The organism is Rhizobium vallis (genome assembly GCF_003985155.1).
Classification (GTDB): Bacteria; Pseudomonadota; Alphaproteobacteria; order Rhizobiales; family Rhizobiaceae; genus Rhizobium; species Rhizobium vallis.
This window is the reverse complement of sequence record NZ_ML133692.1, coordinates 278,019-295,142: the sequence shown is the minus strand read 5'-3', so window position 1 is coordinate 295,142 and position 17,124 is coordinate 278,019. Positions and strand designations below refer to the sequence as shown.

The window sequence follows — 17,124 nt, the reverse complement described above, 5'->3', positions numbered from 1 at the left end:
ACAGGCAAGCATTGAATGCCCGACCGGCAGGCATTGAATGATTGTCATAATTCCTAACTATTCCCGATAATAAGCGACCGATCAGGAGACGATGCGATGAAGATTGCGGTAATGGGCGGAGACGGTTTCATTGGCTGGCCCACCTCGCTCCACCTTTCCGATGCCGGTCACGACATCCATATCCTCGACAATCTCTCGCGCCGCTGGATCGACACCGAACTTGGTGTTCAGTCGCTGACGCCGATGGATTCGATCCAGGAGCGCACTCGCATCTGGCATGCCGAAACCGGACGCCGTATCCACTTCAATCTGATCGATCTCGCCAAAGATTATGAGCTCTTGAAGAAGTGGCTTGCCGAAAACCGCCCCGATGCCGTCATCCATTTCGCCGAACAGCGCGCCGCGCCCTATTCGATGAAGACCGACCGCCACAAGAACTACACCGTCAACAACAATGTCAGCGCCACGCATAATCTGCTGAACGCGCTGACTGAACTCAATCTCGACGCCCACCTCATCCATCTCGGCACGATGGGCGTCTATGGTTACTCGACCGTCGGGGCCGCCATTCCCGAAGGTTATCTGCCCGTCGGCATCGAAACCGCGGGCGGCGAGACCGTCAGCCAGGAGATCTTGTACCCCTCCAATCCGGGCTCGATCTACCATATGACCAAGTGCCTGGATCAGCTTCTCTTCCAGTTCTACGCAAAGAACGACGGGCTGAGGATCACAGATCTGCACCAGGGCATCGTCTGGGGCACTCATACCGAGCAGACGCGCCGCCACGCGCAGCTCATCAACCGCTTCGATTATGACGGCGACTACGGCACGGTGCTGAACCGCTTCCTCATCCAGGCCGCGATCGGCTATCCGCTGACGGTGCACGGAACCGGCGGCCAGACCCGCGCCTTCATCCACATCCAGGACTCGGTGCGCTGCATCGAGTTGGCGCTGGAGAACCCGCCTGCCCCAGGCGCCCGCGTCGAGATCTTCAATCAGATGACGGAAACCCACCGGGTGCGCGACCTCGCCGAGATGATCGCCAGAATGACCGGCTCCAAGATCGCCTGGCTGCCCAACCCGCGCAAGGAAGCCGCCGAGAACGAGCTGATCGTCCGGAACGAAAAGTTCCTCGATCTCGGCCTCGCTCCGATTACCCTGGAAGCCGCCCTGCTCGACGAGATCGTCGACGTGGCGAAGAAATTCTCCTATCGCGTCGACCGCTCGCGCGTGCCGGCCGTTTCCGCCTGGACCAAGGACATCGCCGCGACGATCAATCACGATCCGGAAGGCAAGCGGCTGAAATCCGTCTCGTGAGCGCTGAGATATGACGAGCACCAGCGGCCGTTTTGCCTACGTCACCCTCGTCACCAACGCCGACTACGCCATGGGCGCAACCGCCCTCGCCCGCTCTCTGCGGCATACCGGCACCGCGGCCGACATCGTCATCCTTCACACCGGCGGCGTCGATGCGGCCGCTCTCATACCTTTGAAGACCCTCGCCTGCCGCCTGATCGAGGTCGAGCATCTGCCGCTGTCCGATGCCTTCAACGAGCGCCACGCTCGCGGTAGCCTTCATTCCGCGGCTCCTTTTACCAAGGGCCGCAAACCGGATTTCCACTCTCCGCTCGATAATTTCTGCAAGCTCAGGCTCTGGCAGCTTGTCGAATATCAGCGCTGCGTCTTCATCGATGCCGATGCTCTGGTGCTGAAGAATGTCGACAGGCTCTTCCTCTATCCGGAATTTTCCGCAGCTCCCAATGTCTATGAAAGCCTCGCCGATTTCCATCGCATGAACTCAGGCGTCTTCGTCGCGACGCCTTCCGATAACACATTCCGGCACATGCTCGAGAGGCTCGACCAGCCAAACACCTTCTGGCGGCGCACCGATCAGACGTTTCTCGAGGCTTTCTTCCCGGATTGGCACGGCCTGCCGGTTTATTTCAACATGCTGCAATATGTATGGTTCACCATGCCTGAGCTTTGGGACTGGAAGAGCATTTCGATCCTGCATTACCAGTATGAAAAACCGTGGGAAAAGGATCATCCCAAGGCAGCGCGACTACAACCATTGATCGATCTGTGGCACCATTTCCACAATGATGACGATGTGCCCGATATTGCGGCGCTGAACAATCCGGAAGGGACGGCATGAAGGTACTGGTATCTGGCGGAACGGGTCTCGTCGGCCGATATGTCGTCGAGGAACTGCTGGCCGCCGGATATCAGGTGATCGTCGGCGGCCGCCGCGCGCCATTGCCCCGCCTCTTCTCCCGCCCGGTTGAGTTCGCAGCGCTTTCGCTTGATCCCGACACCGATCAGATCGACGTCTTCGACGACGCCTATTTCTTTGTCCACGCCGCCTTCAGCCATGTTCCCGGCAAATATCGCGGCGGCGAAGGCGACGATCCGAAGAGCTTCCACAGGTTGAACCTCGACGGTACCGTCCGGCTTTTCGAAGCCGCCAAACGCGCCGGCACGCGCCGCTGCGTCTTCCTGTCCAGCCGCGCAGCCTATGGCGAGTATCCGCCGGGAACCGAGCTGACGGAGACCATGCAGGCCGAACCCGAAACGCTCTACGGCAGGGTGAAGCTTGACGCCGAACGCGCGCTTGCTGACCTCGCGGCACCCGGCTTTGCCGGCGTGAGCCTGAGAGCGACCGGCGTCTACGGCGATTTCCTTCCAAACAAATGGGACGGCCTGATCGCCGATTACCTATCCGGCCGGCCGGTTGCTGTCCGCGCGGGAACGGAGCTTCATGGCCGCGACCTGGGACGCGCGGTACGGCTGATGCTGGAAACGGAAAGCACCCGCATTTCCGGCGAGGTCTTCAACGTCTCGGATATATCAGTCGACACGAACGATATCCTTTCGCCTGTGCAACGCGCAACGAGCTGTCGACACGCACTGCCCGCCCCCACCGGCAAGGCAACGCTCAACCCGATGAGCACGGCAAAAATCGGCGCCCTCGGCTGGGCGCCCGGCGGCGTGTCCCTGTTCGAGGAGACGATGCAGCGGCTGGCCGCCGCACTGCCGCAATCCCCAGGGCACAGGTCCACGCAAGTCTGAAGTTGCAGGATATGCCCGAATTGCAATCGGGGGCCCGATTAGATCGGGGGATTGTCCATGCAGGTCGCAACCACGTCTGCTTCCATCATTTTGCGCGGTACGTCTTCGGCAACGGGACTATCTGCCTCGGGAAACGACGCCGACCAGGGCGTGCTGAGACTGCAGCGCACCACTCAGGCGCAGCAGCAGATTCGTCAGACCTTGGCTAACGCGGGGGATGAATCCAAAGCGAAGGCGCAACGCAAGCTCGAAGAGGCAAAGCAGGAGTTGGAGATGCTGAAGAGCTCCAATCTGCCTCCCGAGGTGGTCGCGCGTCTGGCCTCCGAACTCGCCCGCAAGGTTGGCACCGCCGCCTCGGAATTCGCGTCCTCGGTCGCATCAGGCAGCCCGGCAACCGCCGTTCCCGATGCAACCGCGGATTCGACGGCCGCAGCGACAAGCGGCGCCGATGCGGCGCTGACGGATGCCACAGGAAATACCGACGCGCCGGAACCGACCGACGCCGCCGAGGCTCGCAAGGCCTATGAAAGCGTCGCCGGGGATACTCCCAAATTCTCAGGGATTTCCGCCGATGACCGTGAGGCGATGGAAGAGTTCAAGGGCGCTGTACGCGAACTCAAGCAACTCCTCGAAAAGGCGATGCGCGAACTGCGTCAGGACAGCCAGGCTGGGGCCAATTCTGTTCCCGATATGGCAGGTTTTTCCGCCACCACCACGGCGATACCGACCAGCATCGTCATCTGACGAGGCGTGAAACGGGTGCAGCACTGTCGCGCCCGGCATTGCATCCGATATCCAGCCGTCTATGCTCGGTCGAATTTTCCCGTATCCGGCAGATCCAATGACCGCTAGAGAATTGAAAGCGCAGTTGCGCACCGAACGGCTGTCGGCACGCGACGCCATCCCCGTCGAGGAACGCGTTTCCAAAAGCCTTGCCATGGCCGATCACGCCGGCGAGGCGGTTGGCTTTGCGCCGGGCACGATCGTCTCGGGTTTTCTGCCGATCCGCTCGGAAGCCGATCTCAGGCCGTTGATGGCGCGCTTTGCGGCGCGTGGCGCGCGGCTCTGCGTGCCGGCGATCCTCGACAAGCAGACGATCGTCTTTCGCGAATTGGCCGAAGGCGCGCCGCTTGTTGCGACCGGCTTCGGCACCGTTGGCCCCGCCGAAGACGCCGCTATTCTCGACCCCGAGATCATGCTGGTACCGCTCTCAGCCTTCGATATTCGCGGCCACCGCATCGGCTATGGCGCCGGCCATTACGATCGCGCCATCAGCCGGCTAAGAGAAAAAGGCCTGCATCCGAAGCTGATCGGCATTGCATTCGACTGCCAGGAAGTGGCACATGTGCCCGATGAGCCGCACGACATAAGCCTGGATGCCATCCTGACAGAAAGCGGCCTTCGCTTTTTTGCCTCTTGGATTGGATAGGGAATGCGGCTGCTTTTTCTGGGTGACATGGTCGGCAAGACGGGACGCACAGCGGTCTGGGACCGCCTTCCCGGGCTGATTTCCGACCTCAAGCTCGATTTCGTCGTCGTCAACGGCGAGAACGCCGCCGGCGGCTTCGGCATCACCGAGGACATCTTTCTGGAAACGATCAATGCCGGCGCCGATGTGGTGACGACGGGCAATCACGTCTGGGATCAGAAAGAAGCGGTCGTCTTTGCCGGACGGCACGATCAATTCCTGCGGCCGGCCAATTATCCGCAAGGCACGCCGGGCCGCGGTTCCGGTCTTTTCTATGCCAGGAACGGCGCGCGCGTGCTCGTCGCCAACGTCATGGGCCGCGTATTCATGCATCCGGAGCTCGACGATCCCTTCAAATCCGCGGAGGTGATCCTCGACGCCTGCCCGTTGAAGGAGCAGGCCGACGCGATCATCTTCGATTTCCATGCGGAGGCGACCAGCGAAAAGCAGTGCTTCGGCCATTTCGTCGACGGCCGCGCCAGCTTCGTGGTCGGCACCCATACGCATGTGCCGACGGCCGACGCACAGATCCTGAATGGCGGCACCGCCTATATGTCGGATGCCGGCATGTGCGGTGACTATGATTCCTCGCTCGGCATGGACAAGGAGGAGCCCCTCAACCGCTTCATTTCCAAGATGCCCAAGGGCCGCATGGAAGCGGCGAACGGCCCCGCAACGATTTGCGGTGTCGGCGTGGAGATTTCCGATGCGACGGGACTGGCCGAAAAGATCGCGCCGCTCCGGCTCGGACCGCGCCTGGCCGAAACGGTGCCGGAGTTCTGGCGGTAAGCCACGCACATCAACACACGATTGTGAGCAGCCCTAGTCTGGACCGCTGCGACCTCATGCCGCATCCTCGCGCCGCCTATTCAAAGTGATCGAGCGTCCTTGGCGCGTCTTCGGACGCGCGGCGCTCTCTGTGAAGCGCCGGAGGGGTGGCATGAAGCCGCGATATCTTGTCCTCGCTATCGCATGGCTTGCAACCTTCGCCGCGCCTGTTCCTGCTGCGGCGCAAGAACAGCGAACGCCCGTCAGCCAATGCCAGGCGATCGCGCAAAATCTCCCCAAAGCGACCTTCGCAAGTTTTTCCGGTGCCCCAGCGCTCGTGCCTGCCGTCTCCGAGGGCGAGGACGTCAAGTTCACCTTCCTTGGCCATTCCACCTTCGAGATCGAGACGCCTGCCGGCATCGTCATCGCGACCGACTATAACGGCTGGTACCGGCCGGCGACGACGCCCGATGTCGTGACCATGAACAAGGCCCATCCGACCCACTTCACCCTGACGCCCGATCCCGGCATCAAGCACGTGCTCCATGGGTGGAGCGACGTTCCGGGCGAGAAGGCCACGGTCAATCTGGTCGTCGGCGACGTCTATATCCGCAACGTCACGACCGATATCCGTTTCAGCTACGGCCTCGGCGGTTCGCAGGAGAACGGCAACTCGATTTTCATCTTCGAGATCGCCGGCCTCTGCATCGGTCATCTCGGCCATCTGCATTACGAGCTGACGGATTCCCACTATACCGAGATCGGGCGCCTGGATGTCGTCATGGTGCCGGTCGACGGGGGCCTTACCATGGGCGCCGACAGCATGAGCCGTGTCATCAAGCGGCTGCGCTCGTCGCTGATCCTGCCGATGCACCGCCGCGGTCCGCCGGTCGATGCCTTTCTCTCGATGTTCGGTAAGGACTTCGATGTCGCCTATGCTCCTGACGACAGCATCACGGTCTCCATGCGCACACTGCCGAAGAAGCCGCTGATCTACGTCCTGAAGGGCGTACGATAACAAGGCCCGGCGCAATTCCAGCAAACTGTACGGCGGCCTTTGCTCTGACGGTTGCATTCAAGCCTTGCGCGTCAGGCGAACTGCAGGTGACGCTTGATGCCGACATCCGGCAGCTTGTCGTCGTCGAGATTGGCCTTGGCGATCTCCCAGCCAAATTTCAGTGCGTTGCCTGTCGAAACCCAGATCTCGGCATCGTCGACATGCAGGGAAAGCATGGTGAGTTTGGGATCCTTTTTGCCGTCATACCAGGCCGCCACCACCGAACTCCAGTATTCCTCGATCTTCGCAGGGTCGGGACGCACGTCGATCATGCCGGCAAGGCAGGCATGATAATCGTGGTCCTTGCCGATGACGCAGAAATGCGCGCGGCTGCCGGGCTTGATGGCGCGCACGATATCGGCATCGGTCTTGGTATAGAACCAAATGGTGTTGGTCGTGGGATCGGCATGCGGCGCCATCGGCTGCATGTGCATGTCCAGTCCGGAAACGCCGAGCATGCCGGCATGAACACCGTTGACCTGATCCCAAAGCTGACGTGCTGGTTGTTCCCGCGCCTCGCTGAGACTTGCCATGACCGTTCCTTTCCGTTGGAGGGAGTTCGGTTGAAACGCCATCCCCCTGCCTTTGTTCCCCGCAGAGGCAGCCGACGACGCCGTCTTTTCAGCGTGCGGGAATATGCGATAGTGCGCCCGACCGAGAAAGGATCACCCATGCGAACAAAACATTCGATTCTGGCTTTGATTTTTTGCGCAGCCTTTGCGCCAACAGTCCTTGCGGCGGAAAAGACCTTCAAGCCCGACGAGAATGGCCAGGTCGTCTTCGTTACGCCCACAAATAACATCGGCTGTATCTATACGCCAAAGGGCGGCGTCGAAATGTACGTTCCCGAAGACGGTGGTCCGGAGCTTGCCTGCGAACGCAAGGAGCCGCTCTATATGCGCCTGATCCTGCGGGCGAGCGGCAAAGGCATTCTCTTCAAGATGTTCGGCGATACCGCCTGCTGCAGCGAGGAACATATTCTCGACTATGGCGATACCTGGAGGGGTGGACCCTATTCCTGCACCTCCGGCACAGAGGGACTGCGTTGCCGACGCCAGGACGGACATAGTTTCTTCGCCAGCCGCAAGCGGTTGACGGCTGACTGAGATGGGTGGCAGGCCCGCGCATGGCGCGGCAAATCCACCGCTTTTTCCTTGAACGGGTGCCGTTTCGCTCTTATAAGGCGGCCCATTCCGAACAATGAGACGTGAACAGGGGTGCCATGGCTGGCCATTCACAGTTTAAAAACATCATGCACCGTAAAGGCCGTCAGGATGCCGTGCGGTCGAAAATGTTCTCGAAGCTTGCGCGCGAAATCACCGTTGCCGCCAAGGCCGGCCTGCCCGACCCGACGATGAACGCCCGCCTTCGCCTGGCGATCCAGAACGCCAAGGCCCAGTCCATGCCGAAGGACAATATCGATCGCGCCATCAAGAAGGCAGCTGGCGCCGACGGCGAAAACTACGACGAAGTCCGCTATGAGGGCTATGGCCCGGGCGGCACGGCGATCATCGTCGAGGCCCTGACCGACAACCGCAACCGCACCGCCTCCAACGTCCGCTCGATCTTCACCAAGGCCGGCGGTGCGCTCGGCGAAACCGGTTCCGTGTCCTTCTCCTTCGACCATGTCGGCGAAATCACCTACAAGCTTTCAGCCGGCGACGCCGACAAAATGATGGAAGCCGCAATCGAAGCCGGCGCCGATGACGTCGAGACCGACGAGGACGGCCACTACGTCACCTGCGGCTTCGAAGCTCTCGGCGAAGTGTCGAAAGCCCTGGAATCAAGCCTCGGCGAAGCCGAAACCGTCAAGGCCGTCTGGCGCGCCCAGAACAACGTGCCGGTGGACGAGGAAAAGGCTCAGTCGCTGATGAGGCTCATCGATAGCCTCGAAGACGATGACGACGTGCAGAACGTCTATTCCAACTTCGAAGTCTCGGAAGAGGTTCTGGCGAAGCTCTCCGCCTGATTTGTTCAGACCGCCGCCAATCGAAAACCCGGCCGTGACGCCGGGTTTTTTGTTTGCGCAGATGAATCTTCTGCAGGGCGCCAGTTGGCAAACCTACGCGGCCGCCCGCATGAAATTTCCCAATCCGGCGAACAGTTCCACCGATCGCAGCCGCGCCTCAATGTCGTGGATCGGCATCGAGATGATCACCTCGTCGGCCTGCGTTTCCTTCAGGAATTCCGTCAGTTTCGCCTCCGCCGTCTTCGGCGATCCCACCACGGCATAACGCAACGTGTGTTCGACGTTCATCTTCTCCATCGGCGACCAGAAGTTCTCCATATCGGCCACCGGACGCGGGAACGGCCCGCGGACGTTGCGGCGCAGGTTGACGAACTGTTGCTGGGCGGAGGTGAAATGGTACCGCGCCTCCTCGTCCGTCGCCGCCACCGCACCCATGACGCCGACCATCACATAAGGCTTGTCGAGCCTCGCCGAGGGCTGAAAGCGGTCGCGGTAGATTGCGATGGCGTCGAGCAGCATGTCGGGCGCGAAATGCGAGGCGAAGGCGTAGGGAAGCCCGAGCATGCCGGCAAGCTGGGCGCTGTAGAGGCTGGAGCCGAGCAGCCAGATCGGAACATGAGAATTGTTGCCCGGCACCGCAAGAATTGCCTGGTTCTCGACCGGCGCGTCGAGGAGCTGCTGCAGTTCCACCACATCATTCGGGAAGCTGTTCGCCCCGGCCTCGAGGTTGCGCCGCAGCGCCTGCGCCGTGCGCATGTCCGTTCCCGGCGCGCGCCCGAGGCCGAGATCGATGCGGCCGGGGAAAAGCGCCTCCAGCGTGCCGAACTGCTCGGCGATGACGAGCGGTGAATGATTGGGCAGCATGATGCCGCCGGAGCCGATGCGGATGCGCTTGGTCGCAGCTCCGACATGGCCGATGACGACTGCGGTGGCGGCGCTGGCAATCCCCGGCATGCCGTGATGTTCGGCGAGCCAGAAACGCTTGTAGCCGAACTCCTCGGCCTTCTCAGCCATCCGCGCCGAGGCCTCGAAAGATTGGCTGACGGTGCGGCCTTCGGCAACGGGGGAGAGGTCGAGTATGGAGAAGGGAACCATGGGAAACCTGCCAGGCAGTTGAAGGATGCCGTCTATGTAGGTTCCCGCCCGCACCATTCCAAACGATGCGCGCAAACAAAAAGGGCCGCGCGAACGCGACCCGTGCCCGGTGTCGGAGCCGACCGTTTACCGGTGACGGCGCAGCACATGCACCTCGGCGCTCGGCGCGTGATGGCCGTGCGGCAGCGTGAAGTTGCCGAGCTGACGGTCCATCTCCAGGGCTTCCGTCGCCAGCCGGTGGATTGCCTCGGTCGTCTCTTCGACCATCGACGCGTTCTGCTGCGTCATCGCATCGAGTTCGGCAACAGCGCTGTTGATCTCACGCAGCGTGCCGGCCTCTTCGCGGGTCGATTCCATGATCTCGTTGATCTGCCCGTTGATCGCCTCGACATGGCCGCCGATGCCCGTCAGCGCAACGCCCGCTTTTTCCACCAGCGCAACGCCGCTTTCGACCTCATGCGTCGATTTCTGCAGCAGGCTGGAGATTTCCTTGGCAGCGCTCGACGAGCGCTGCGCGAGTTCGCGCACTTCCATGGCGACGACGGCGAAACCCTTGCCCGATTCACCCGCGCGCGCCGCCTCGACGCCGGCATTGAGCGCCAGAAGGTTGGTCTGGAAGGCGATGTCGTCGATGACCGAGATGATCGTGTTGATCTGGCGCGAGGAGGCCTGGATTGCCTCCATCGCCGCGATGGTCTCGCGCATGATCTGTCCGGAGCCGGTCGTCTCCTTCTTGGCGTCGCGGGCAATGCGCTCGGCCTGTTCGGCTCGCTCGATCTGCCGGCGGACGGATTGGGTGATGGCGCTGATCGCATTCGCCGTCTCGGTGATCGAGCCGGCCTGGCGCTCGGTGCGCGCAGCAAGCTCGTCGGCGCCGGTGCGCATCTCCTCGGAGCCGGCGCGCACGGCCATCGAGTTGCCGCCGATCGCCGTCATGGTTTCGCTCAGCGTCGCCAGCGCCTCGTTGAAGTTGACGCGCAGGCTTTCGAGCTCGTTCGGGAAGCGGGTATCGATCTGATAGGCGAGATCACCGTTCGCCAGATGATGCAGGCCCTCGTCGAGCGCCTCCACCACCTGCTGCAGCGACTTCGCCTCGGCTTCGCGCTCGGCAAGATTCTGCTGGCGGTCGTGCTCTGCCTGCAGGCGCGTCTCCTCGCTGGCGGCTTCGAGTTCGCGGCCTTCGATCAGCGACTGCCGGAAGCGGGCGAGCGCGTTCGCCATCGTGCCGATTTCGTCCTTGCGGTTCAGGCTGCCGATCTCGCTGTCGAGCTTGCCGTCGGCGACATCCCGGGTGACGCCGGCAAGGCGTGCCAGCGGCGAAAACAGGAAATTGGTGACGAGCCCGGTGGTGATCGCCATGACCACGAGCACGCCGATGCCGATCATCGTCAGCAGCGTGGCGATCTCGATCGAGCCGGCGTTGAGCTCGCTCAGCAGCACACTCTCGACCACCAGAAAGCGTTCGCCGCGATAGTCGATGCCGCGGACATAGGCGCGAGCCGCGCCGTCCGCCCGGTTGAAATCGGCAACCGTCATTGTCGAACTGGCAAGCGCGCCCTTGATGAAAGTGAAGGGTGCCGCATCGAGCATCGAAAGCTTGCCGCTTCCGTCCAAACCGACGGCGGATCCATCCGCGGAAACGATCGCCGCCTGCGCCGTGTTGCCCTGGACGATACCCTTGGAAAGAATGCCGGTGACGATATCGTCACGCACCTTGAAGAGGATGATGCCCTTGGCCGCTCCGAGTTTGACGATCGGCACAGCATAGAAGATCGCCGACTTGCCGCTGGCGGCATCGACGCGAAGGCCGGAAAAGCCTGTCGGAGCCGCGTCATCGGTCGCCTTGGCGGTATTCTCGATCGCCTTGGCAAAAGCAATACCGGCGCCGGTCGCCTTCCAGGCGTCCGATTTCAGGTTCTCGGCGAAATCGTCTTCCTTCTTGTAGGAATAGAGCACGGTACCGTCGAGATCGGCGATCAGCAGGTCGCTGAAGGCAGTATCCTCGAGGTCGCGGGCGACTTCGCCCTGCGTCTTTTCATGGTTCGAATAATAGAAGCCGCTCGGTCCTTGCGGCTTCATCAGTTTCTCGCGCTGGTCCGCGGGATTGGGATTACTGGTGATGAAAACCTTCTTCAACTCGGCGCGGGCATCGCCCGAAGTCTTCTCGATGGTTTTCCAGCCGCTCTTCAGGCTGGTGATCGACATCTGCAGCGCCTCGATGCGCGCGATGGAATTGGCCTGGTTTTCAAGCTGCGTCAGCTGGTCCTGCAGCATATCGCCGCGGAAGATCAGCACGCTTTCCTTGGCTTTCAGCGCCTGCTCGTCGGAGATGCGGCTGCTGGCAAAATAGGCGAGCACGTCGATGACCGCTATCGACAGCACAGTCATCAGGATGAATGTGGCAATAACCTTGAAGGACAGGGACTGAAATCTCTGAGCCATATGCAACGAACCCTTCTGAACGGCGTCTGCCAGCCCCGGCATGTGGCGCATGCCTGGTCGACCGAGCTAGAATTCGAACATCTGTTTTAATTCGCAGTAAATGGCGCGCCTAAAACTTAGATGTTTTTGTTTTGTTCACATATCGATGGCAATTATTTCGCAATCGCTATAGGTTGAACCATGCAAAATACGATTCGCATCATCGGCATCGATCCAGGTCTTCGCCGCACCGGCTGGGGAATCATCGACACGCTGGGCAATTCCCTGCGCTTCGTGGCATCGGGAACGGTGACTTCGGACGGCGACATGGACCTCGCCTCGCGCCTTTGCCAGCTGCATGACGGCCTGGCGGAAATCGTTCACAGCTACAAGCCGGATGAAGCCGCCGTCGAGCAGACCTTCGTCAACAAGGATGCGGTCGCCACCCTGAAGCTCGGCCAGGCCCGCGGCATCGCCATGCTGGTGCCGGCGCGCGCCGGGCTGCCGGTCTCCGAATATGCTCCGAACGCCGTCAAGAAGGCCGTCATCGGCGTCGGCCACGGCGAAAAGCAGCAGATCCACATGATGCTGAAGATCCTGATGCCGAAGGTCGAATTCAAGGGTAACGACGCCGCCGATGCTTTGGCGATCGCCATCTGCCATGCCCACAACCGCCGCAGCAACAGGATGCGCCAAGCACTGGCCGGATGATATGTTCTTGACTTGTTCATGCGGTAATGATTATTCTTACCGCATGAACAAGGAGTGAGCTATGCGCGTCACGTCAAAAGGGCAGGTTACTATTCCCCGCGATTTGCGCGAGCTCGCCGGTATCGAACTCAACAGCGAAGTGATCTTCTCAGTTGAGAATGGAAAGCTCGTTCTCGCACCGAAGAACGGGAAGCAGGAGATCGAGGATCGCGGCAGGCTCGACCGGTTCCTGCAGACGGTCGACCGCTTGCAGGGAACAGGCGACCAGTCGATCGATGCCGAAAAGCTCATGTCGCTGACGCGTGATCGCTGACGATGGCGACCCTTCTGGACACCAATGTGCTTGTCGATCTCGCGATACCGTCATCGGAATGGCACGGCTGGTCCCGACAGCAGGCTTTTCTGGCCTTCAAGAATGGTCCGGTTTTGATCAATCCGATCATCTATGCCGAGTTTTCCGTTCGCTATAGAGACATTGACGAAGTCGATCGGCTTTTGCCGCAGGAGGAGTTTCGGCGGGAAAACCTTCCTTGGCCTGCCGCTTTTGCCGCCGCGGCGGCCTTTCGGCTCTATCGTCAATCGGGTGGTGGACGTGAACGCATATTGCCTGAGTTCCTGATTGGGGCGCATGCGGCCATCAGAGGCTACAGGCTCCTGACCCGAGATCCGAAAGGCTACCGCGCCTACTTCCCTTCCGTAGAAATCATCACTCCCGAAACGCACGCTTGAGAGACCGCCACCCATGATCGGCAAGCTGAAAGGCACCATAGACGAGATCGGCGAAGACTATGTGCTCGTCGATGTACACGGCGTCTGCTACGTCGCCTATTGCTCGGCCCGTACGCTCTCCAAGCTCGGCTCTGCCGGCGAGGCCTGCGTGCTCTTCATCGAAACCTATGTGCGCGAGGATCAGTTGAAGCTCTTCGGCTTCATGACGGCGCTGGAGCGCGAATGGTTCAACCTTCTCCAGAGCGTCCAGGGCGTCGGTGCCAAGGTGGCGCTCGCGGTGCTCTCGACACTGACGCCGGGCGAACTCGCCAATGCGATCGCCCTGCAGGACCGCGCCGCCGTCTCCCGCGCGCCGGGCGTCGGTCCGAAAGTGGCGATGCGGCTCGTCACCGAACTCAAGAACCGGGCGCCGGCCTATGCCGGAGAGGCGATCAACATCGCTCTCAAACAGGAACTCGGCGAAGGTGTCGCCGCCGCACCGGTTGCCGATGCGGTTTCGGCGCTGACCAACCTCGGCTACAGCAGAGACCAGGCGGCGAACGCGGTTGCCGCAGCCATGAAGACAGCGGGCGATGGCGCCGACAGCGCCAAGCTGATCCGACTAGGATTGAAGGAATTGGCGCGGTGAAAAGTCGGAAAACCGATGATGGATGTCGAGACGGCCGCCTTTTGGTGTATTGGTGTGACAAGTTTCAAAACGGAATGAGAGCATGAGCGAACCCGCCCGCCTGATATCGCCGGAAAAGCGGGGCGAAGATCTCGATATCACCCTGCGCCCGCAATCGCTGGACGAGTTCACCGGCCAGGCGGAAGCGCGCGCCAATCTCAAGGTCTTCATCGAGGCGGCGAAGAACCGCGGCGAGGCGCTGGACCATGTGCTCTTCGTCGGCCCGCCCGGCCTCGGCAAAACGACGCTGGCGCAGATCATGGCGAAAGAGCTCGGCGTCAATTTCCGCTCGACGTCGGGCCCGGTGATCGCCAAGGCTGGCGATCTCGCGGCCCTCCTCACCAATCTCGAAGAGCGAGATGTGCTCTTCATCGATGAGATCCATCGGCTAAACCCCGCCGTCGAGGAGATTCTCTATCCCGCCATGGAAGATTTCCAGCTCGACCTCATCATCGGCGAAGGCCCTGCCGCCCGCTCGGTGAAGATCGACCTGTCGAAATTCACGCTGGTGGCGGCCACCACCCGCCTTGGCCTGTTGACCACGCCGCTGCGTGACCGCTTCGGCATTCCGGTGCGGCTCAGCTTCTATACCGTCGAGGAACTGGAACTGATCGTGCGCCGCGGCGCGCGGTTGATGAACCTGCCGATAACAGAAGAGGGTGCGCGCGAGATCGCAAGACGCGCCCGCGGCACCCCGCGCATCGCCGGCCGGTTGCTGCGGCGCGTGCGTGATTTCGCCGAAGTGGCAAGGGCCGAGGCCGTTACCCGCGAGATTGCCGACGAGGCGCTGACCCGCCTGCTGGTCGACAATGTCGGTTTCGACCAGCTCGACAAGCGCTACCTCAACATGATCGCCGTAAATTTCGGCGGCGGTCCGGTCGGCATCGAAACCATCGCTGCCGGCCTTTCCGAGCCGCGCGACGCGATCGAGGACATCATCGAGCCCTATATGATCCAGCAGGGTTTCATTCAGCGCACGCCACGCGGCCGTGTTCTGACCGCAATCGCGTGGAAACATCTGGGAATGCAGGCACCCAAGGATCTGGAGGCGGCGCAGTTCCGGCTGTTCCAGGAGGACGACTGAGTGATCACCCGCCGCGGATTTTTCAAGGTTCTCGGCGGCAGCGTCGCGGGTGTCATGTCGCTCGGCGGTTACGCCTTTGCCTATGAACCCCTCGCGCGGCTCAGCATCACCCGCTACCGGCTGACGCCGCCGGGATGGACACCGGGGCTGAAGCTCCGCGTCGTGGCGCTCGCCGATCTCCATGCTTTCGAACCCTGGATGTCGGCAAACCGCATTGCCGCGATCTGCCACAGGGCAAACGAGCTCGAAGGCGACGTGACGATCCTGCTCGGCGATTACGCCGCCGGCATGAACATGGTGACGCAATACGTGCATTCGAGCCAATGGTCCAAGGCGCTCGCTACACTGCGGGCCCCGCTCGGCGTCCATGCGATCATGGGCAACCATGATTGGTGGGAGGACAGGGCCGCCCAGAAGAATGGCGGGATGGAAACCTTCGGACACCGGGCGCTTGCCGATGTCGGCATCCCCGTTTACGGCAACCGCGCCGTCCGGCTCGAAAAGGATGGCCGCGGCTTCTGGCTCGCCGGCCTCGAAGATCAGCTGGCGCTGCTGCCCGGCAGGAAATGGGGCCGCTCACATATGCTCGGCCTCGACGATCTCGATGGAACAATGGCCCAGGTCACCGACGATGCGCCCGTCATCCTGCTTGCCCACGAGCCTGATATTTTTCCGCGTGTGCCTGAGCGCGTCTCGCTGACGCTGTCGGGCCACACCCATGGCGGACAGATCCCCTTCCTCGGCCGTTCGCCGATCGTCCCCTCGCGCTTCGGCAATCGCTACGCCTATGGCCACATCGTCGAAGAGGGGCGTAATATCATCGTCTCCGGCGGCCTCGGATGCTCCATTGCGCCGGTCCGCTTCGGCGTGCCGCCGGAAATCGTCGTGATCGATCTCGGATAAGAATGATATGGCCAAGCGTACGCGCATTCGCCTGACCGAAGGCGTCGGGCGTTTCAACCACCGCATTGCCGGCCTCGGCTTTCGCGACGGCCACGTTCTCGTTCATCGCGCCGTGCATGAACCCTTCTGGACTTTTCCAGGCGGCACGGCGGAAATCGGCGAGACGTCGGAAGACGCTGAAACGGGAAATGGTGGAGGAACTCGGCGTCGAGGTCTCCATCACCCGCCTGCTTTGGACCGTCGAGAATTTTTTCCACTTCGAGCAGCGCAACTGGCATGAGCTCGGCTTTTATTATCTGATGGAGATCCCGCCGGAATTCCCTTTCCGGCCGGAAGAGATCATCCACCGCGTCGAAGACGGCGACAACCATCTCGAATTTAAATGGGTACCGGCGACGCGAAAGGCCCTGACCGCGCTCGATATCCCGCCCTATTTCATCGCCGATGAAATCGAGGCTCTGCCCGCGGCGTCGCGTCATCTCGTCTGGCGCGACGGCAATCTCGACGACCAGAGCCGACGCAGATAAGTCAAGCAGCGCGAAGAGGAGATGCGCCGATGCCGACCTTCGACCCTGTCAGGGCATTCCGCAAACTCGCCTATAACAATGCCCTTGCCAATCACCGCCTGCTTCAGGCTTGCGCGGCATTGAAGCCCGGTGAATTCGAAGCGTCGCGGACGAGCTTCTTCCCCTCGATCAAGGAAACCCTGAACCACATCGTCACGGTCGACTGGTTCTATGTCGACGGCATGGAGGGCGGCACGCTCGGCTACCAGGCCTTCGAAGTCGACGAACCCTTCGATGACGTCGCACCGCTGACGCAAGCGCAGACTGAGGTCGATCGGCGGCTGACTGCGCTTTGCGAGGCCCTGACGCCGGAGAGATTGGTATCCACCGTCAGCCTCCATCGCGGCGACCGCATCCAGGAGGAACGGATGGAAGACGTGCTCGCCCACCTCTTCCAGCACCAGACGCATCATCGCGGCCAGGTGCATGCGATGCTCGCAGGCACCAGCGTCGTGCCGCCGCAGCTCGACGAATTCATCGTCGCCGACGATGCGCGGTTTCGCGGTAGGGAAGTCACGGAACTCGGCTGGAGCGAAGAAAAGCTCATGCGGTAGCACATAGGCTGAAAATCGATTTCGATTTTCAGCCTATGTAAATTCAAGGGACTGCCTCTAATG

At 61.4% G+C, this 17,124-nt stretch carries 19 protein-coding genes and 1 pseudogene; 17 read left to right on the top strand and 3 right to left on the bottom strand.

Annotated elements, in window-relative coordinates; all coding sequences use genetic code 11:
• Positions 1–96: 96 nt before the first annotated feature.
• From EFQ99_RS21040 to EFQ99_RS21010, 7 genes are all read left to right on the top strand, one after another.
• The gene (locus EFQ99_RS21040; RefSeq protein ID WP_126923149.1) at positions 97–1,317 is read left to right on the top strand and encodes an NAD-dependent epimerase/dehydratase family protein; all 1,221 of its coding nucleotides are present in this window, start codon (positions 97–99) and stop codon (positions 1,315–1,317) included.
• Positions 1,318–1,327: 10 nt separating this feature from the next.
• Complete coding sequence (locus EFQ99_RS21035; RefSeq protein ID WP_126923148.1) at positions 1,328–2,155, top strand: glycosyltransferase; 828 nt, start codon at positions 1,328–1,330, stop codon at positions 2,153–2,155.
• Positions 2,152–3,069, top strand: a complete 918-nt coding sequence (locus EFQ99_RS21030; protein ID WP_126923147.1) for an NAD-dependent epimerase/dehydratase family protein — start codon at positions 2,152–2,154, stop codon at positions 3,067–3,069. The genes EFQ99_RS21035 and EFQ99_RS21030 overlap by 4 nt, the downstream gene beginning before the upstream one ends.
• Before the next feature lie 57 nt (positions 3,070–3,126).
• Positions 3,127–3,813, top strand: coding sequence for a hypothetical protein (locus EFQ99_RS21025; RefSeq protein WP_126923146.1), 687 nt, complete (start codon positions 3,127–3,129; stop codon positions 3,811–3,813).
• Positions 3,814–3,910: 97 nt separating this feature from the next.
• Positions 3,911–4,498 carry a 5-formyltetrahydrofolate cyclo-ligase gene (locus EFQ99_RS21020; RefSeq protein WP_126923145.1) on the top strand — a complete coding sequence of 196 codons (588 nt, stop codon included), beginning with the start codon at positions 3,911–3,913 and terminating at the stop codon, positions 4,496–4,498.
• Between the two features lie 3 nt (positions 4,499–4,501).
• Positions 4,502–5,326, top strand: a complete 825-nt coding sequence (locus EFQ99_RS21015) for a TIGR00282 family metallophosphoesterase (RefSeq protein WP_008536261.1) — start codon at positions 4,502–4,504, stop codon at positions 5,324–5,326.
• Positions 5,327–5,477: 151 nt separating this feature from the next.
• The gene (locus EFQ99_RS21010) at positions 5,478–6,323 is read left to right on the top strand and encodes an MBL fold metallo-hydrolase (protein WP_126923144.1); all 846 of its coding nucleotides are present in this window, start codon (positions 5,478–5,480) and stop codon (positions 6,321–6,323) included.
• A gap of 71 nt (positions 6,324–6,394) precedes the next feature.
• On the opposite strand, the gene EFQ99_RS21005 is transcribed toward EFQ99_RS21010, so the two are convergent.
• Positions 6,395–6,895, bottom strand: a complete 501-nt coding sequence (locus EFQ99_RS21005) for a pyridoxamine 5'-phosphate oxidase family protein (protein ID WP_126923143.1) — start codon at positions 6,893–6,895, stop codon at positions 6,395–6,397.
• A 138-nt stretch (positions 6,896–7,033) separates the two neighbouring features.
• On the opposite strand from EFQ99_RS21005, the gene EFQ99_RS21000 reads away from it, so the two are divergent.
• Positions 7,034–7,468 carry a DUF6636 domain-containing protein gene (locus EFQ99_RS21000; protein ID WP_126923142.1) on the top strand — a complete coding sequence of 145 codons (435 nt, stop codon included), beginning with the start codon at positions 7,034–7,036 and terminating at the stop codon, positions 7,466–7,468.
• A 116-nt stretch (positions 7,469–7,584) separates the two neighbouring features.
• Positions 7,585–8,331, top strand: a complete 747-nt coding sequence (locus EFQ99_RS20995) for a YebC/PmpR family DNA-binding transcriptional regulator (RefSeq protein WP_126923141.1) — start codon at positions 7,585–7,587, stop codon at positions 8,329–8,331.
• A 93-nt stretch (positions 8,332–8,424) separates the two neighbouring features.
• Here EFQ99_RS20995 and EFQ99_RS20990 read toward each other — a convergent pair whose 3' ends face one another.
• Both EFQ99_RS20990 and EFQ99_RS20985 read right to left on the bottom strand, forming a co-directional pair.
• Entirely contained in the window at positions 8,425–9,426 is a 1,002-nt protein-coding gene (locus EFQ99_RS20990) for an LLM class flavin-dependent oxidoreductase (protein ID WP_126923140.1), read from the bottom strand.
• A 126-nt stretch (positions 9,427–9,552) separates the two neighbouring features.
• On the bottom strand, positions 9,553–11,868 hold the full coding sequence (locus tag EFQ99_RS20985; RefSeq protein ID WP_126923139.1) for a methyl-accepting chemotaxis protein: 2,316 nt from the start codon (positions 11,866–11,868) through the stop codon (positions 9,553–9,555).
• Positions 11,869–12,048: 180 nt separating this feature from the next.
• Between EFQ99_RS20985 and ruvC the strand changes: the two genes are divergently transcribed.
• The 8 genes and pseudogenes from ruvC to EFQ99_RS20945 all read left to right on the top strand — a co-directional run bounded on the left by ruvC (position 12,049) and on the right by EFQ99_RS20945 (position 17,061).
• Positions 12,049–12,558 carry a crossover junction endodeoxyribonuclease RuvC gene (ruvC, locus tag EFQ99_RS20980; protein WP_126923138.1) on the top strand — a complete coding sequence of 170 codons (510 nt, stop codon included), beginning with the start codon at positions 12,049–12,051 and terminating at the stop codon, positions 12,556–12,558.
• Between the two features lie 61 nt (positions 12,559–12,619).
• Positions 12,620–12,871, top strand: coding sequence for an AbrB/MazE/SpoVT family DNA-binding domain-containing protein (locus EFQ99_RS20975; RefSeq protein ID WP_126923137.1), 252 nt, complete (start codon positions 12,620–12,622; stop codon positions 12,869–12,871).
• Between the two features lie 2 nt (positions 12,872–12,873).
• Complete coding sequence (locus EFQ99_RS20970) at positions 12,874–13,287, top strand: type II toxin-antitoxin system VapC family toxin (protein ID WP_126923136.1); 414 nt, start codon at positions 12,874–12,876, stop codon at positions 13,285–13,287.
• A 13-nt stretch (positions 13,288–13,300) separates the two neighbouring features.
• Positions 13,301–13,915 carry a Holliday junction branch migration protein RuvA gene (ruvA, locus tag EFQ99_RS20965; protein ID WP_126923135.1) on the top strand — a complete coding sequence of 205 codons (615 nt, stop codon included), beginning with the start codon at positions 13,301–13,303 and terminating at the stop codon, positions 13,913–13,915.
• An 82-nt stretch (positions 13,916–13,997) separates the two neighbouring features.
• Positions 13,998–15,038, top strand: a complete 1,041-nt coding sequence (ruvB, locus tag EFQ99_RS20960) for a Holliday junction branch migration DNA helicase RuvB (protein WP_126923134.1) — start codon at positions 13,998–14,000, stop codon at positions 15,036–15,038.
• Positions 15,039–15,941 (top strand): metallophosphoesterase, encoded by a 903-nt coding sequence (locus EFQ99_RS20955; RefSeq protein WP_126923133.1) that lies wholly within the window; start codon positions 15,039–15,041, stop codon positions 15,939–15,941. It begins immediately after the preceding gene.
• Positions 15,942–15,948: 7 nt separating this feature from the next.
• Positions 15,949–16,468, top strand: a pseudogene (locus tag EFQ99_RS20950) (NUDIX hydrolase).
• 29 nt (positions 16,469–16,497) lie between these two features.
• Positions 16,498–17,061: a DinB family protein gene (locus EFQ99_RS20945; protein ID WP_126923132.1), complete on the top strand. Its 564-nt coding sequence runs from the start codon at positions 16,498–16,500 to the stop codon at positions 17,059–17,061.
• The last annotated feature ends 63 nt before the right edge of the window (positions 17,062–17,124 follow it).

Bases quoted from the DNA above. Each gene is read 5' to 3' on its own strand.
- EFQ99_RS21020 (WP_126923145.1), top strand. From the start codon at position 3,911: ATGACCGCTAGAGAATTGAAAGCGCAGTTGCGCACCGAACGGCTGTCG.
- EFQ99_RS21010 (WP_126923144.1), top strand. From the start codon at position 5,478: ATGAAGCCGCGATATCTTGTCCTCGCTATCGCATGGCTTGCAACCTTC.
- EFQ99_RS20985 (WP_126923139.1), bottom strand. From the start codon at position 11,868: ATGGCTCAGAGATTTCAGTCCCTGTCCTTCAAGGTTATTGCCACATTC.
- ruvA (WP_126923135.1), top strand. From the start codon at position 13,301: ATGATCGGCAAGCTGAAAGGCACCATAGACGAGATCGGCGAAGACTAT.
- EFQ99_RS20975 (WP_126923137.1), top strand. From the start codon at position 12,620: ATGCGCGTCACGTCAAAAGGGCAGGTTACTATTCCCCGCGATTTGCGC.
- EFQ99_RS21025 (WP_126923146.1), top strand. From the start codon at position 3,127: ATGCAGGTCGCAACCACGTCTGCTTCCATCATTTTGCGCGGTACGTCT.
- ruvC (WP_126923138.1), top strand. From the start codon at position 12,049: ATGCAAAATACGATTCGCATCATCGGCATCGATCCAGGTCTTCGCCGC.
- EFQ99_RS20945 (WP_126923132.1), top strand. From the start codon at position 16,498: ATGCCGACCTTCGACCCTGTCAGGGCATTCCGCAAACTCGCCTATAAC.
- EFQ99_RS21040 (WP_126923149.1), top strand. From the start codon at position 97: ATGAAGATTGCGGTAATGGGCGGAGACGGTTTCATTGGCTGGCCCACC.
- EFQ99_RS21035 (WP_126923148.1), top strand. From the start codon at position 1,328: ATGACGAGCACCAGCGGCCGTTTTGCCTACGTCACCCTCGTCACCAAC.
- EFQ99_RS21030 (WP_126923147.1), top strand. From the start codon at position 2,152: ATGAAGGTACTGGTATCTGGCGGAACGGGTCTCGTCGGCCGATATGTC.
- EFQ99_RS20990 (WP_126923140.1), bottom strand. From the start codon at position 9,426: ATGGTTCCCTTCTCCATACTCGACCTCTCCCCCGTTGCCGAAGGCCGC.
- ruvB (WP_126923134.1), top strand. From the start codon at position 13,998: ATGAGCGAACCCGCCCGCCTGATATCGCCGGAAAAGCGGGGCGAAGAT.
- EFQ99_RS21005 (WP_126923143.1), bottom strand. From the start codon at position 6,895: ATGGCAAGTCTCAGCGAGGCGCGGGAACAACCAGCACGTCAGCTTTGG.
- EFQ99_RS20995 (WP_126923141.1), top strand. From the start codon at position 7,585: ATGGCTGGCCATTCACAGTTTAAAAACATCATGCACCGTAAAGGCCGT.
- EFQ99_RS21000 (WP_126923142.1), top strand. From the start codon at position 7,034: ATGCGAACAAAACATTCGATTCTGGCTTTGATTTTTTGCGCAGCCTTT.
- EFQ99_RS21015 (WP_008536261.1), top strand. From the start codon at position 4,502: ATGCGGCTGCTTTTTCTGGGTGACATGGTCGGCAAGACGGGACGCACA.
- EFQ99_RS20970 (WP_126923136.1), top strand. From the start codon at position 12,874: ATGGCGACCCTTCTGGACACCAATGTGCTTGTCGATCTCGCGATACCG.